General features: G+C 47.6%; 15 protein-coding genes. 5 read left to right on the forward strand and 10 right to left on the reverse strand.

Translation table 11 applies throughout. The annotated features are described in order from the left end of the window. Nucleotide 1: 1 nt before the first annotated feature. The 8 genes from AKG09_RS03770 to AKG09_RS03805 all read right to left on the reverse strand — a co-directional run bounded on the left by AKG09_RS03770 (nt 2) and on the right by AKG09_RS03805 (nt 8,153). Nucleotides 2–547: a glyoxalase/bleomycin resistance/extradiol dioxygenase family protein gene (locus AKG09_RS03770; RefSeq protein ID WP_054618152.1), complete on the reverse strand. Its 546-nt coding sequence runs from the start codon at nt 545–547 to the stop codon at nt 2–4. A gap of 26 nt (nt 548–573) precedes the next feature. Continuing rightward, entirely contained in the window at nt 574–3,399 is a 2,826-nt protein-coding gene (locus AKG09_RS03775; RefSeq protein WP_054618153.1) for a valine--tRNA ligase, read from the reverse strand. Between the two features lie 218 nt (nt 3,400–3,617). Then, entirely contained in the window at nt 3,618–3,908 is a 291-nt protein-coding gene (locus AKG09_RS03780; protein WP_009117651.1) for a DNA-binding transcriptional regulator, read from the reverse strand. A 325-nt stretch (nt 3,909–4,233) separates the two neighbouring features. After that, nucleotides 4,234–5,010 (reverse strand): type I methionyl aminopeptidase, encoded by a 777-nt coding sequence (gene map / locus AKG09_RS03785; protein ID WP_054618154.1) that lies wholly within the window; start codon nt 5,008–5,010, stop codon nt 4,234–4,236. 73 nt (nt 5,011–5,083) lie between these two features. Further along, nucleotides 5,084–5,458 carry a hypothetical protein gene (locus AKG09_RS03790; RefSeq protein WP_054618155.1) on the reverse strand — a complete coding sequence of 125 codons (375 nt, stop codon included), beginning with the start codon at nt 5,456–5,458 and terminating at the stop codon, nt 5,084–5,086. Between the two features lie 190 nt (nt 5,459–5,648). Continuing rightward, a complete protein-coding gene (locus AKG09_RS03795) occupies nt 5,649–6,134 on the reverse strand; it encodes a hypothetical protein (protein WP_054618156.1) in 486 nt (161 codons plus the stop codon). Nucleotides 6,135–6,351: 217 nt separating this feature from the next. Then, nucleotides 6,352–7,416 (reverse strand): class II fructose-bisphosphate aldolase, encoded by a 1,065-nt coding sequence (gene fba / locus AKG09_RS03800; protein ID WP_054618157.1) that lies wholly within the window; start codon nt 7,414–7,416, stop codon nt 6,352–6,354. 206 nt (nt 7,417–7,622) lie between these two features. Further along, nucleotides 7,623–8,153 (reverse strand): inorganic diphosphatase, encoded by a 531-nt coding sequence (locus AKG09_RS03805; protein WP_009117645.1) that lies wholly within the window; start codon nt 8,151–8,153, stop codon nt 7,623–7,625. 252 nt (nt 8,154–8,405) lie between these two features. Between AKG09_RS03805 and AKG09_RS03810 the strand changes: the two genes are divergently transcribed. The 4 genes from AKG09_RS03810 (at nt 8,406) to AKG09_RS03825 (ending at nt 12,139) form a co-directional block, all read left to right on the forward strand. Then, entirely contained in the window at nt 8,406–8,609 is a 204-nt protein-coding gene (locus tag AKG09_RS03810; protein WP_054618158.1) for a hypothetical protein, read from the forward strand. Between the two features lie 148 nt (nt 8,610–8,757). After that, entirely contained in the window at nt 8,758–9,486 is a 729-nt protein-coding gene (gene rpsB / locus AKG09_RS03815; protein ID WP_054618159.1) for a 30S ribosomal protein S2, read from the forward strand. Nucleotides 9,487–9,640: 154 nt separating this feature from the next. Beyond that, nucleotides 9,641–10,495 carry a translation elongation factor Ts gene (tsf, locus tag AKG09_RS03820; protein WP_054618160.1) on the forward strand — a complete coding sequence of 285 codons (855 nt, stop codon included), beginning with the start codon at nt 9,641–9,643 and terminating at the stop codon, nt 10,493–10,495. 570 nt (nt 10,496–11,065) lie between these two features. Continuing rightward, nucleotides 11,066–12,139 (forward strand): zinc-dependent alcohol dehydrogenase family protein, encoded by a 1,074-nt coding sequence (locus tag AKG09_RS03825; RefSeq protein ID WP_197272114.1) that lies wholly within the window; start codon nt 11,066–11,068, stop codon nt 12,137–12,139. A 404-nt stretch (nt 12,140–12,543) separates the two neighbouring features. Here the strand turns inward: AKG09_RS03825 and AKG09_RS03830 are convergent, their stop codons facing one another. Next, complete coding sequence (locus AKG09_RS03830) at nt 12,544–13,332, reverse strand: inositol monophosphatase family protein (protein ID WP_054618162.1); 789 nt, start codon at nt 13,330–13,332, stop codon at nt 12,544–12,546. Between the two features lie 70 nt (nt 13,333–13,402). Between AKG09_RS03830 and AKG09_RS03835 the strand changes: the two genes are divergently transcribed. Beyond that, nucleotides 13,403–14,131, forward strand: a complete 729-nt coding sequence (locus AKG09_RS03835) for a 16S rRNA (uracil(1498)-N(3))-methyltransferase (RefSeq protein ID WP_054618163.1) — start codon at nt 13,403–13,405, stop codon at nt 14,129–14,131. 76 nt (nt 14,132–14,207) lie between these two features. Here the strand turns inward: AKG09_RS03835 and AKG09_RS03840 are convergent, their stop codons facing one another. Continuing rightward, the gene (locus AKG09_RS03840) at nt 14,208–14,762 is read right to left on the reverse strand and encodes an NAD(P)H-dependent oxidoreductase (RefSeq protein WP_231623895.1); all 555 of its coding nucleotides are present in this window, start codon (nt 14,760–14,762) and stop codon (nt 14,208–14,210) included. Nucleotides 14,763–14,770 lie beyond the last annotated feature (8 nt).

The raw sequence follows: 14,770 nt of genomic DNA on the forward strand, positions 1-14,770 counted from the left end.
ACTATAATTTCTTCAAGGTATCAACTAAAGAATCATGAATGTATCGCATATCTGGGTCGGCATCTTCATCCGTTTTCCAGGTCGTATCAGATTCAACATCATCATTCTGATAAATACCATTAGAATTTTCCCAGTTCGCTGCATCATACTCACCTAATTCAAATAGCCACCACAAGTTGTTTTGCGGGTCGACAAAGCGAGCAAGTTTACCACCATAAAAGTCAGTCGGTTCAGTAGTAACCGTAGCGCCTCTTGCTACTGCTCGAGCAAGTGTCGCTTCGATGTCAGTTACATAAACCTGTAGCAGCGACGGCATATGTCTCCAGCCATCCTTACGATCAAAAATGATCATTGATGTATCACCAATCGTTACGCTACTATTAAAAATTTTGCCGTCCGAATCACTATATGCCAATGCATTTTTATCCTCTACAGCACCGAACACTTCTGTTAAAAAATCAATTAACGCCCGTGTATCCTCAGTAATGATCAGAGAATTTACGGTGTGTGTGTTAGGAGGCAAATTCGTTGGATGTATCGGTTTCATGGTGTAATTTATTCTTGTGATAAGCTTTAATCTTTCAACTTAGCCAATTGCGCTTGCACTTTCGCCATTTTGTCTTCCAACTCGGCTAGTTCCGCGCGGTCTTTTTCGACCAGATGCGCAGGGGCTTTGTCGGCGTAGCCGGGCTTGCTGAGTTTGGCGTTGAGTTTGTCCAATGCTTTTTGCAGCTTCTCGGCTTCTTTGTTCAAACGGGCGGTTTCGGCGGCTTTGTCGATTTCCACTTTCAACATCAGGCGCGCATTTTGGCAAACGGCCACCGGCGCATCTTCGCTTTCGGGCAGTTTGTCGACCAGCTTGGCTTCGGTCAAACGCGCCATCATCGGCACGTATTTCAGCAAGGCTTCCAAATCTTTGCCGCCTTCGACAAACAACGGCGCTTTCACGCTCGGGGCCAAGCCCATTTCGCCGCGCAGATTGCGCACCGCGCCGATTAAGTCTTGCAGTGCGGCCATTTGTTCAAACGCGGCGGGCACGATTTTTTCGTTGTCGGCAACCGGCCAAGCGGCCAGCATAATGCTTTCGGTTTTCTTGGCGTTCGCCAGCGGCGCAACGGCCTGCCACAGCTCTTCGGTAATAAACGGCATAATCGGGTGCATCAGGCGCAGCACCACTTCCAACACGCGCACCAAAGTGCGGCGGGTGGCGCGCTGGGTGGATTCGCAGCCGGTTTGCAGCTGTACTTTCGCCAGCTCGATATACCAGTCGCAATACTCGTTCCACACGAATTCATACAGCGTTTGAGCCGCCAAATCAAAGCGGTAGGTATCGAATGCTTCGGCAACGGCGGCTTCGGTTTGTTGCAGACGGCCGATAATCCATTGATCGACGAAGCTGTACGCCAGAGGCAGGGTTTCGTCTTGGCCGCAGTCTTTCTCTTCGGTGTTCATCAACACGAAATTGGTGGCGTTCCACAGCTTGTTGCAGAAATTGCGGTAGCCTTCGGCGCGTTTGAAATCGAAGTTGATGCTGCGGCCGAGGCTGGCGTAGCTCGCCATGGTAAAGCGCAGCGCGTCGGTGCCGAACACGGGAATGCCTTCGGGGAACAGCTTTTCAGTAGCTTTTCTCACTTGCGGCGCTTTTTCGGGGCGGCGCAGGCCGGTGGTGCGTTTCACCAGCAGGCTTTCGAGGTCGATGCCGTCGATTAAGTCCACAGGGTCGATCACGTTGCCTTCGGACTTCGACATTTTCTTGCCTTCGTGATCGCGCACCATGCCGTGGATATACACGTCTTTAAACGGCACTTTGCCGGTGAAGTGGGTGGTCATCATAATCATGCGCGCCACCCAGAAGAAGATGATTTCATAGCCGGTTACCAATACGTTGCTCGGTAAGAAGGCTTTCAATTCTTCGGTTTCAGACGGCCAGCCCAGAGTGGAGAACGGCACCAACGCAGACGAGAACCAAGTATCCAACACGTCTTCATCGCGGGTTAAGCCGCTTTTTCCTGCCAGTTTTTCCGCTTCTTCCTGATTGCGGGCAACGTAAACAAGGCCGTCTGAATCGTACCAAGCGGGAATCTGATGGCCCCACCACAGTTGGCGTGAAATACACCAGTCTTGGATATTGTTCATCCATTGGTTGTAGGTGTTGACCCAGTTTTCGGGGATAAACTTCACTTGGCCGGAATCCACCGCGTGTTTGGCTTTTTCGGCCAAGCTCATGCCGGCAAACTCGCTAGCCGGTTCGCCGCCGTTGGGCTTCGCGCTCATCGCCACAAACCATTGGCTGGTCAGCATCGGCTCGATCACGCTGCCGGTACGGTCGCCTTTCGGCGTCATCAAAGTGTGCGGTTTCACTTCCACCAACAAACCTTGCGCTTCCAAATCAGCCACGATTTGCTTGCGGGCAGCGAAGCGGTCTAAGCCTGCGTAGGCTTCGGGCAGAGCAATGCCTGTCTGAACCTCGCCTTTGTAGTTAAACACTTCGGCTTGGCTTAAAACTTTCGCTTCCAAATCAAACACGTTGATTAAAGCCGTGTCGTGGCGTTTGCCGACTTCATAGTCGTTGAAATCATGCGCGGGCGTGATTTTCACGCAGCCGGTGCCGAAATCTTTTTCCACATATTCATCGGCAATCACGGGAATATTGCGTCCCGCCAGCGGCAGAGCGATTTCTTTACCGATTAAGTGTTGGTAACGCTCGTCTTCAGGATGCACAGCCACCGCCACGTCGCCCAGCATGGTTTCGGGGCGGGTGGTCGCAACAGTCAGGCTGCCCGAGCCGTCGGCCAACGGATAGCGGATATGCCACATGCTGCCCTGTTCTTCCACGCTTTCCACTTCAAGGTCGGAAACGGCGGTGCCGAGCACGGGATCCCAGTTCACCAAGCGCTTGCCGCGGTAAATCAAGCCTTGCTCAAACAGGCGCACGAACACTTCGGTAACCACTTCGGCGCGGGTGTCGTCCATGGTGAAATATTCGCGGCTCCAGTCGGCTGAGCAGCCCATACGGCGCATTTGTTCGGTAATCGTGCCGCCGGACTGGTTTTTCCATTCCCACACTTTTTCAAGGAAGGCTTCGCGCCCCAAATCATGGCGGGAAACACCTTGCTCGGCCAGTTGGCGTTCGACCACAATCTGCGTGGCGATGCCGGCGTGGTCGGTGCCGGGAATCCAGCAGGTGTTGCGGCCTTTCATGCGGTAATAACGCGTGAGACCGTCCATGATGGTTTGGTTGAAGGCATGCCCCATGTGCAGGGTGCCGGTAACATTCGGCGGGGGAAGTTGGATGGAGAACGATTCTGCTGCGGCCATATCCGGCTGGAAATAGCCTTGCGATTGCCAGTTTTGATAATGTTTGGCTTCGATTTCGGCGGGGTTATATTTGTCTAGCATGGCGTTGTTTGCTGTGATTCTGAATAAAAATTAACTGGTTATTATATAGGCGGAATCCTTGTTCAGACAAGGTATGGCCGAGTTTATAGCTATAGGTAAAGTGGAGTATGGCGATTGATGGAAGATAAATTGCTGCTTGAAGTTGATTTGATGATAAAAATTCAGACAGGCATTCTTGTTTTGGGAATGCCTGTCTGAAATATTTGACTGTGTTAAGCTTATGATTTTTTGGTGCGTGAGTCTACCAACAGTTGTTCGTATAGCTCGGGATTTTGCTCTTTCAGCATAGAGGCAACCGCTAAATCATCGCTGTTGATTTTGCTCAAATCCACTTTTTCGATGTGCACCAAACGAAGAAGTTCGCGAACGGGTTTCGGCATGTTGCGGCCTGATTCGTAGCGGGAACCGCCGGATTGAGTAACCCCCAGTTTGCTCCAGAAATCAACTTGGTTCATGCCCAAATTGCGACGGATGTCGCGAATATTATCAATTTTTTCAAAATTAGCCATTAGTACGTTTCCTTTTACCTATTATGTGATTGGCAATAACTTTTATTGTTTTAAAAAGTCGTTTTTATGATGTTGCAGATTATGCATTTGCAGTATAAGGGCTTAAAGAATAATTTCAACTGTAATCGAATAAAATAGTGCTTACTTAACATAAAAACATATAAATATGTGTGAGAAATGGAACAATGTTAGAAAAGCAGGCTTGTTACGATGAAATTGCTGATGCGGAAGGCATTTTATGCTTTTAGCGAAAGCTATAAAAAGCGCCGCCCATACTTAAATTATGGCGGCGCTTTTTTAAGCTTTTCGGGTGGATAGAGCCGGGTTAAGGCTGGCCTGTTGCCGGGCTGATGGTAAGGATTTCGTAGCCGGTTTCGGTAACCAAAACTTCATGTTCCCATTGGGCGGAGAGCGAGCGGTCTTTGGTAACGACTGTCCAGCCGTCGGCAAGGATGCGCAGATGGCGTTTGCCTTGGTTAATCATCGGCTCAATTGTGAAAATCATGCCGGGCTTGAGTTCGACGCCTTGCCCTTTTTTGCCGTAATGCAGCACTTGGGGTTCTTCGTGAAAACCGCGCCCGATACCGTGACCGCAAAATTCCTGCACCACGGAATAGCCGGCGTTTTCGGCAACTTGTTGGCAGGCATGGCCGATATCGCCCAAAGTGGCGCCCGGCTTCACGGCTTCGATGCCGGCCATCATGCTGGCATGGGTTATGTCAATCAGGCGCTGGGCTTGCGGGCTGATTTGCCCTACGGCAAACATGCGGCTGGAATCGCCGTGAAACCCGTCTTTTTTGATGGTTACGTCGATATTGATGATGTCGCCGTTTTTGAGTGGTTTGTCATCGGGAATGCCGTGACAGATAACTTGGTTGACGGATGTGCAGCATGATTTTGGGTAGGGCGGGTTGCCGTAGTTGAGTGGGGCGGGATAGCCGCCTTGTACGTCGATATGGTAATCGTGAATCAGCTTGTTAAGCTCGTTTGTGGTAACCCCGGGTTTGACGAATTGGCCTATATAATCCAGTGCTTCGGCGGCCAAGCGGCCGAGTTCGCGCATCTTTTCGATTTCTTCGGGCGTTTTGATGATAATGGGCATGTGTGTGCTTCTCTGGATGATTGGATAAAACGGAGAGATTATAACACTTTGCTCAGGCAAGCATAGGAGCGGGTCAGCCGCATTTCAATGTTTTAACTGTTTTTTTGAAATCCTGGCTCATCATTTCGCAGGCTTGGCTGTCGGCTTCTTTCAAGGCTTCTTTTGTTTCTGTGAGCGTTTCCCGATAGGGCGCGGCAGAGGCTTTGGGCAGCCTGTTGTAGCAGGCTTCAAGCTGGCGGACATAGGCTGCGCAGGCAGGCAATAAGCCGTTGGCATCGCGTGACGGCTCGTTCTTTGGCGGCTTGATTGTTTCTTGCGGTTCAAATGCTGCTTCGGTTGCGGAGGCGGCTTGGTGAACGGCTTTGCTTTGTGGTTGTTCGGCGTTGTGGCAGGCGGCCAGCAGGCAGGCGGCCAATAACGCGGGCAAGGTTGATTTGTATGTGATCATTATGTTGATTTTGTTTTTTATAAATTATGGTCATTTAACTGAATTGCCGCCGCGGTGTTTTGTGCGTTTTGTTATATTGTTTGCGGCTTGGTGACGAACACTCATTTAAATGACTATATATTGGGCTTTGCCCATTCTCTCTGGGAATGCCTGTCTGAAAAGTTTTCAGACAGGCATGGTTTGTTCGGTTTTATTCGCAACCGAGTGCGGCGGCCGAGCCGTTGAATTCTTCTGTCATGGTGGTTTTGCAGATGTTGCCGTCTGTGCCCACTAATGAGGCGCGCAAATCATTCAAAGTGGCTTTCATCTCTGCGGCGGATTCTTCAGGAAGCCGGTCGTAGCAGCGGCTCATGCGGTTAATCAGGGATTCGCATTCCGAAGCCAGTTTGCCTGAAGGAGCTGATGATGCTTTGGCTGCTGATGCTGTGTCCGCAGGTAAAATGGGAGCGGAAGCCGGAGCAGGCGCAGAAGCAGGTGTGACAATATGGGGGATAGATGCCGGTTGGGGGAGGGCGTTGGTTTGCTCGCCGTTGTCGGTAATCCAGCTGTCTGAAGCGGAGGATGCGGGTGCAGCAGGTGGAATATTGGAAGCACTTGAAGCGGCAGCGTTGTCTTCGCTTTGACCGCATGCGCTGAGGAGGAGGGCGGTAGTGAGTGTTAGAAAGAATTTATTCATATGTAAGATTCCTGCTTGGGGGGTTTGTATGTAGCTGTAATTTAATATGGCGCACCGTGTTCGCGTTGTTTTGTCTTGCTGTGTTTTTAGCGTTTATGGTTTGTTGCTTAGTGTGGCGCAGTCATGTGAATATTGCGCTTGATAAATAATTTCGATGCGTATGTTTAAATGCCTGTCTGAAAATGTTTCAGACAGGCATTGTGCTGTGTATAGATGTTTATTTAACGATTTGGTTCAACTCGCCTTTGGCATATAGAGTGGCCATTTTATCGAGTGAAATCGGTTTGATTTTGGCGCCCTGGCCTTCGCAGCCGAATGCCAGATAGCGGTCGATACACACTTGCTTCATGGCTTCTACGGTTTTAGCCAGATATTTGCGCGGGTCGAATTCGGCAGGATTCTCAGCCATGAATTTGCGGATGGCGCCGGTAGAAGCGAGACGCAGGTCGGTATCAATATTCACTTTGCGCACGCCGTGTTTGATGCCCTCTACGATTTCTTCAACCGGCACACCGTAGGTTTCCCCGATGCCGCCGCCGTGTTCGTTGATGATTTTCAGCCATTCTTGCGGTACAGAGCTAGAACCGTGCATTACCAAGTGGGTGTTGGGCAGGGCTTCGTGGATTTCTTTGATGCGGTCGATGCGCAATACGTCGCCGGTAGGTTTGCGGCTAAATTTATATGCGCCATGGCTGGTGCCGATGGCAATGGCCAGCGCATCAACGCCGGTATCTTTTACGAAGCGGGTGGCATCTTCCACGCTGGTAAGCATTTGATCGTGTGAAAGCTTACCAACCGCACCAACACCGTCTTCTTCGCCTGCTTCACCGGTTTCAAGGTTGCCCAATACACCGATTTCACCTTCTACAGACACGCCGCAAGCGTGTGAAAACTCAACCACTTTGCGGGTTACATCAACATTATATTCGTAGCTGGAAGGAGTTTTGCCGTCTTCCATCAGGGAGCCGTCCATCATCACAGATGAAAAGCCCAGTTGGATGGAGCGTTGGCATACGGCCGGCGATGTGCCGTGATCTTGGTGCATCACTACGGGAATATGCGGAAATTCTTCCACAGCAGCCAGAATCAAGTGGCGCAGGAATGGGGCGCCTGCGTATTTGCGTGCGCCGGCGCTGGCTTGAACGATAACGGGAGCGCCGGTTTGGTCGGCGGCTTCCATGATGGCACGCATTTGCTCAAGGTTGTTTACATTAAATGCGGGAAGACCGTAGCCGTTTTCTGCTGCATGGTCGAGTAATTGGCGCATGGATACGAGTGCCATTGTGGAATCTCCTGTTTGTAATCATGTGTAATTAATAAGTCCGCGCTGATTATAGTTGGGTTTCGGGCAAAAATAAACCGCTGCGGATAATCGGTTTGAATGTGCCGCATATCAGTACAGGAAAGGATTTGGGGAGTAGGTTTGGAATGCCTGTCTGAAAATAGAAAACGCTGCTTTATTCTATAAATAAAGCAGCGTTTGTGTGCTTACAGCGCTTTCCAACGCGCTTGTGATTCGCGGATAACTTCTTTGGCTTCTTCCACATCTCCCCACTTGGTTACTTGGGTAGTGCCCGGTTTTTTCAGGTCTTTGTAGTGGTTGAAGTGGAATTCGATTTGTTTAATCAGCTGTTGGGGCAAATCGCTTAAAGTTTTGTAGGCGTTGCCATTGTTGCGGTCGTCGGCAGGTACCACAACGATTTTGTCGTCCACTTCGCCGTCGTCAACAAATTTCATCACGCCGATGATTTTGCCTTCCATAAAAATGCCGGTTGGCAGCGGCGTGTCTGTAATGATGAGCGCGTCTAGTTCATCGCCGTCTTCATCCAAAGTTTGCGGGATAAAGCCGTAGTTGGTGGGTTTGGCGAAAGCAACCGGCTCAACGCGGTCGAGCTGCATCACGGCCAGCTTGCGGTTCCATTCGATTTTGTGGTTGGAACCGGCGGGGATTTCAATCACTACGTTGATGATGCCGCCATCCACATCGCCAGCGTCAAGAATTTTGTTGAAGTCTGCCATTTTAGGGGATTCCTTATTTTTAAGTGTGGTAGATTACAAAGTTAAGTGCCCGATTATAGCAAAAGTGTTTTTCAAAAAGGCAATGCCTGTCTGAAAAAAAACAATGTCGGGATAAGCGGATTTTGTCGGCGGGTTGAAATAAAGATAGCTAAGGGTGTTTCAAATTATGCAGACAAACAGTTCTTGGTATAGGATATTGTCAAGCTTGCAGGATCAAAATTTTCAAGGTTTTTGAAGAAAGAAATACACACTATGTGGCACATCATCGCCATCGGCTATATTTTTACTACCATGATGTTTTCCCTGGCGCAACCGGGTATTGCTAGAAAATTGATTTATTTGTTTTTTTGGACAATTTTGCCCACGCTGTTTATGTTTTGGGTAGTTATGACCCGCAGGCGCAATAAGCGTTTGAATAAGGAAATGAATAAAAAGGATAAATCCTTGCCTGATTAAGGAGATTTCTATATAATTTTGCGGCTTTCCCTATGAAAGCCTTTTTATTTAATTTTTTAAAACGCTCGCATCGTGCGCCGAAGGGTGCCTGCACCAGCAGGTTCTGTGCGCCGGTGTTTGCATCTAACCCTTTGAAAAGGAAATTTAAATGTCTCAAATTACCATGCGCCAAATGCTGGAAGCAGGCGTTCACTTCGGCCATCAAACCCGCTACTGGAACCCGAAAATGGAGCAATACATTTTCGGTGCGCGCAACAAAATCCACATTGTAAACCTGGAAAAAACTCTGCCGCTGTTTCAAGAAGCGCAAGAAGTGGTTCGCCGTTTGGCTGCCAATAAAGGCACCATCTTATTTGTAGGCACCAAGCGTCAGGCGCGTGAAATCGTGCGCGAAGAAGCAACCCGTGCCGGTATGCCTTATGTTGACCATCGTTGGTTGGGCGGCATGCTGACCAACTATAAAACCGTTAAGCAATCCATCAAACGCCTAGAAGAGAAAAAAGCCGTTTTGGAAAATGCGGAAGCCAGCGGTTACAACAAAAAAGAATTGTTGGATATGACCCGCGAAGTTGAAAAACTGGAGCGTTCTTTGGGCGGTATCAAAGATATGAAAGGCTTGCCCGACGCGATTTTCGTAATCGACACCGGCTACCAACACGGCACTTTGGTTGAAGCTGCGAAATTGGGTATTCCGGTTATCGCTGTAGTAGATACTAACAACAGCCCTGATGGCGTGAAACACGTTATTCCCGGTAACGACGATTCTGCCAAAGCCATCCGCTTGTACTGCCGCGGCATCGCTGATGCTGTGTTGGAAGGTAAAAACCAAGCTGTGGCTGAAACCGTCGCAGCTGCTCAAGAAGCCTCAGCCGTTTAAGCTTCGGTATCGTTTAAAGGGGCATCTGCCCCTTTAATTTATCCTTATATACGAATGGCCTGTCTGAAAAAAGGTTTCAGACGAGCTTTGAATCTTTTCGTTATACACGGTACCTGCCGTGTTTTACGTTTTCAAATTTTCTTAGGAGACAAAAATGTCTGCAATTACCGCAAAAATGGTTGCCGATCTGCGTGCCGCTACCGGTTTGGGCATGATGGAGTGTAAAAAAGCTTTGGTTGAGGCCGAAGGTAATATTGAAAAAGCAGAAGAAATCCTGCGTATTAAATCCGGCGCTAAAGCCGGCAAACTGGCCGGCCGTACCGCTGCTGAAGGCGTGTTGGCATATGCTATCGAAGGCAATGTGGGCGCTTTGGTTGAAGTAAACTGCGAAACAGACTTCGTGGCTAAAGATGCCGGCTTTGTTGAATTTGCTAATTTCGTTGCTAAAACCGCCGTTGAGAAAAAGCCCGCTTCTGTTGAAGAGCTGAGCAATTTGGTTGAAGAAGAGCGTAAAGCCATTATTGCCAAATTGGGCGAAAATATGTCTGTACGTCGTTTCCAAGTGATCGAAACCGCTCATAATCTGACTGCTTACATTCATGGCGCTTTGGCAACTGAAGGTGTGTTGGTTGAGTTTAAAGGCGCCGAAGATGTAGCCCGTAAAGTAGGTATGCACATCGTTGCCGCCAAACCTCAATGCGTGTCTGAAAATGAAGTAGATGCGGAAACCATCGAAAAAGAACGCCACATTTACACCCAACAAGCTATTGAATCAGGTAAGCCTGCTGAAATCGCAGAGAAAATGGTTGAAGGCCGCATCAAAAAATTCTTGGCTGAAATCACTTTAAACGGCCAAGCTTTTGTGATGAATCCTGATCAAACTGTTGCGCAATTCTTAAAAGAAAGCGGTGCTGAAGTAGTGAGCTTCGTTCGCTACAAAGTAGGCGACGGTATTGAGAAGAAAGAAGTAGATTATGCTGCTGAAGTAGCAGCTGCTGCCAAAGTATAAGTTTGTTGGTTTTGCTAAAAATCACCGCTTTATGAATTACCCAAAAACTTAGGGGATTGGATCAAGCGGGGTAAGGGCTGAATTCTGTATTGTGCAGGATTCAGCCCTTCTATTATGTGAAGGGATTAGATGGGTATGACAATAAAGAGAATGAGTTATGGAAATGTCTGTCTGAAAACCAATATATTTTAATATTCACTATTGCGGCTAATGCGTTCAGCATGCAAAGTGAAATAACATTGTGTGCTATCAAGTTTATTGGTAATGCAGTTGCAATGATTTAATTTGTTTTTCAGTTAAATATAATTTAAGATTGTTATGATATAACATATTGTTTTTAAAATAAAAAATTTCAAGATGGTTTGCAGCTTGTGAGCAATGGGGCTTATAATGAATTGAAGCCTAAACCTTGTTTGGATCAGTGTTGAAGTGGAAATGTATATAGCCATTTGAAATATTCTGAAAAGTGAGCTGTATTTATTTTGAATACAGGCATCCATGTATCTAGATTGGTGTTTGGGGTAACTAAGTTCAAGTAACCAAGTAATGGAGACAGTTATGAGCAATACAATGAAAGCAATGGTTTATTATGGTGAGAACGATATCCGCTTTGAAGAGCGCCCGGTTCCAACTATTATCGAACCGACCGATGCCGTTATCCGCATCACTAAAACCACAATTTGTGGTACTGACTTAGGTATTTGGAAAGGTAAAAACCCTGAAATTGAAGCAGTGGCGCGTGAGAAAACAGGTGAGTGGAAAGGCCGCATTTTGGGGCATGAAGGCATAGGTATCGTTGAAGAAGTTGGCTCTGCTGTGAAAAATTTCAAAAAGGGCGATAAAGTTATCGTTTCTTGCGTGAGCCGTTGCGGTTCTTGTGAAAATTGTCAAAAACAGCTGTATGCACATTGTGAAAAAGACGGCGGTTGGATTATGGGTTATATGATTGACGGAACGCAGGCGGAATATGTGCGTACGCCTTTTGCCGATAACTCGCTGTATCATCTGCCCGATAACCTGAATACTGACGTTGCCGTGTTCTTGTCTGATGTTTTGCCGACGTCACATGAAATCGGCGTGCAATATGGTGATGTAAAACCTGGCGATTCTGTGGCGATTGTCGGCACCGGCCCTATTGGTATGGGCTGTTTGTTAACTGCTCAATTCTATTCACCTGCAACCATCATTGCCATCGATATGGATGATAACCGCTTGGCAATGGCTAAAGAAATGGGCGCCACTCATACAATCAATTCATCTAAAGAAGATGCCGTTGCCAAAGTATTAGAGATTACCGGCGGTAAAGGTGTGGATTGTGCGATGGAAGCTGTTGGCATTGAACCTACTTGGGATATTTGTCAAAAAGTGGTTAAAGCAGGCGGCCATATTGCCAACGTGGGTGTACATGGCAAATCAGTGAATTTTGAGCTTGAAAAGCTGTGGATTAAAAACTTGACGATTACAACAGGCTTGGTGAATGCAAATACTACCGGGATGTTGTTGAAGTCTTGTGAATCAGGTAAGTTGCCGTTGGCTAAATTGGCAACACACCATTTCAAATTTGCCGAGATGGAAAAGGCATATGATGTGTTTAAACATGCGGCAGAAGAGAAAGCAATGAAAGTGATTATTGAAGTAGCTTAATGCCTGTCTAAAAAGAGAGCCGAGCCTAAAAACTTTTAGGCTCGGCTCTCTTTTTAGACAGGCATGGCGTTCGTTTAGAAAACCAACATAGGATGCGTTCCTTGCTGTTAAAATACAGAACCGGTGCGCCTTAGCTAAAACATAAACATTGATTTGTTGTTTTCTACCAGTTTATTAGGTAATTGCGCCATACAGATAAAAAAAACCATTCATGCGGGGAAGCGTGAATGGCCAATACATATACGGGAAAATGTCGTACTTACTTAGGTTGCAGGGAGATGAACAACCTTTGTGAGACAATTGAATTATAACCAAGTTAATTTTAATAACTGTTAAGTATTGCAATTTAAATATTAAATTGAGTGTATTATCAGGCATGCAGGGAAACCTTGGTTAAATCCACTTTATTGGTTTTCTCTGATCCATTTCAGCCATGTGGCAAACAGTTCCGGCTGCAGTGCGGCGATAACCGAGCGTTTAAATACATGTTGGCCGCTCCAGAAATCGTCGCCTTCCAGCGTAGCGAGCAAGCCGCCGGCTTCTTCAAAAATCAGCGCGCCTGCTGCATAGTCCCACAATTTCTGCCCGCCGTGTACATAAACATCATAGCGCCCGGAAGCAAGATAGCACCAATCCAAAGTGCTGCTGCCCAAACTTCTGATGCTGCCGAAAGGGGAGAGTGTATTGATGCGGCTGGAAAGTTTGCCGGAACGCAGATATTTGATTTCCACGCCGGCAATTGCATGTTGGAGTTTTTTGTCTGATCGGCGCAGCGGCAGGGGACGGCCGTTGAGGAAAGCGCCTTTGCCGCGTTCGGCATAAAAGCATTCATCACTTGCAGGGTTATATACCACGCCTAATTGCGCCCGCCCGTTTTCAATGTAAGCAGCCGATAAGGCGAAATGGGGAATGCCGTTGATGAAATTGTTGGAACCGTCGATAGGGTCGACAACCCATAAGCCGCTATCCGAGTTTTTCCATAATTGGCGCTGTTGGGCTTCAGTCATTTCTTCGCCCAGCATCGGGCAATCGATAATATCGGGCAAACCATAGGCAAATGCCGCCTGCGAGGTGAGATCGGCTTCTGAAAACAAGCTGCCGTCTTGTTTGCGGCTGACGCTGGTGTTGAGAAAATGTGGCATCACTTCGGCGCGAGCCACTTCGCGCACCAATGTTTGCAGTCGGTTTAACACGGTTTGTCCTTAAAATTTCCGGTTTGGGTATAATTGCGGGTTTATATTAACCCATTTTTTCTATAAAAACATGCCTCGTTTTTATCTTGAAGCCGAACTGGCAGTCGGTAAAACCTTTGAGCTTCCTGCCGAAGTGGTTCGCCATGTGAATGTGCTGCGTCTGCGCGAAGGCGAAGAGATTGTTTTGTTTAATGGAAACGGAAAAAGCTACCCCGCCGTGTTGCAGGCGCTGTCGAAAAGATCCGCTCAGGCTTTAATCACACAAGAAGAGGAAAGCGATAACGAATCGCCGCTGGACATTACATTGGTGCAGGCCGTATCCAGCGGCGAACGTATGGATTTTACCCTGCAAAAAAGCGTGGAATTGGGCGTGAAGCGGATTATTCCCGTATCCAGCGCGCGCAGCATTGTTAAACTGGGCGGCGAGCGTGCAGAGAAGCGGGTGGCGCGCTGGCAGGAAATTGTGGTTTCCGCTTGCGAACAAAGCGGCCGCAATATCGTGCCGACCGTATCGCCGCTAATGGGATTTAAGGAAATGCTGCAATGCCTACCTGAAAGCGACGTGAAGCTGTTGCTGGGTTTGAATCAGGCGCAGAGTTTGAAAGATGTGGTCGGGAATCCTAAAAAAATCGTGTTTATGGTGGGCCCTGAAGGTGGTTGGACTCCGGAAGAGGAAGCTCTTGCTTTTGAAGCGGGATTTCAGTCTGTATTGCTGGGCAAGCGGGTGTTGCGTACGGAAACCGCTGCGTTGGCGGCAATTGCCGCTATGCAAACTTTATGGGGAGACTTTGTTGCCTGATACAGTAATGGAAAATCAGCAATTAAATACCATGCTAACAATTAATTTGGTTTAAAAATACTTTATCGGTATTAAATTATCTGAATATCCGCTGCAAATATTCGATATAATTTTGAGCACTTTGGTCAATTTTTTGTAAAGCTTCAGCGTTGTAACTCGCATGGCTGTCTATACCGTAAAAAATAAAAGGTGTTTGATAATCGGCTCTTATATATTTGGCTGTCAGCTCAAATGGAGACAATATTTCCGGCAAAGTCATACCCCAACGTCCTTGCTGCGAGTAATCTTGAGCGGTGATACCCGTCGAAACTGCTAATCCCATTTTCTTATCGCGCAATTTGTCGCCGTGAACCCCATATGCCCAACCATAAGTTAACACTTCATCCTGCCACTGCTTTAATAGTGGGGGGCTGCTGAACCAATAAACAGGAAATTGTAATACGATATTCATATGGGATTCAATCAGCTTTTGTTCGAATAATTTGTCGATATGGCCATCAGGGTAACTTTGGTAGAGTTGGTGTATCGTGAATGTTTCGGGGTATTTTTCCAACTCATGAATCCAGCGCGAATTAACAGTTGAATGCTTAATGTCTGGATGAGCCACAATAATCAAGGTTTTTTTCATCATATACTCCC

This window comes from Neisseria sp. 83E34, assembly GCF_001308015.1.
In the GTDB taxonomy this organism is placed as follows: Bacteria; Pseudomonadota; Gammaproteobacteria; order Burkholderiales; family Neisseriaceae; genus Neisseria.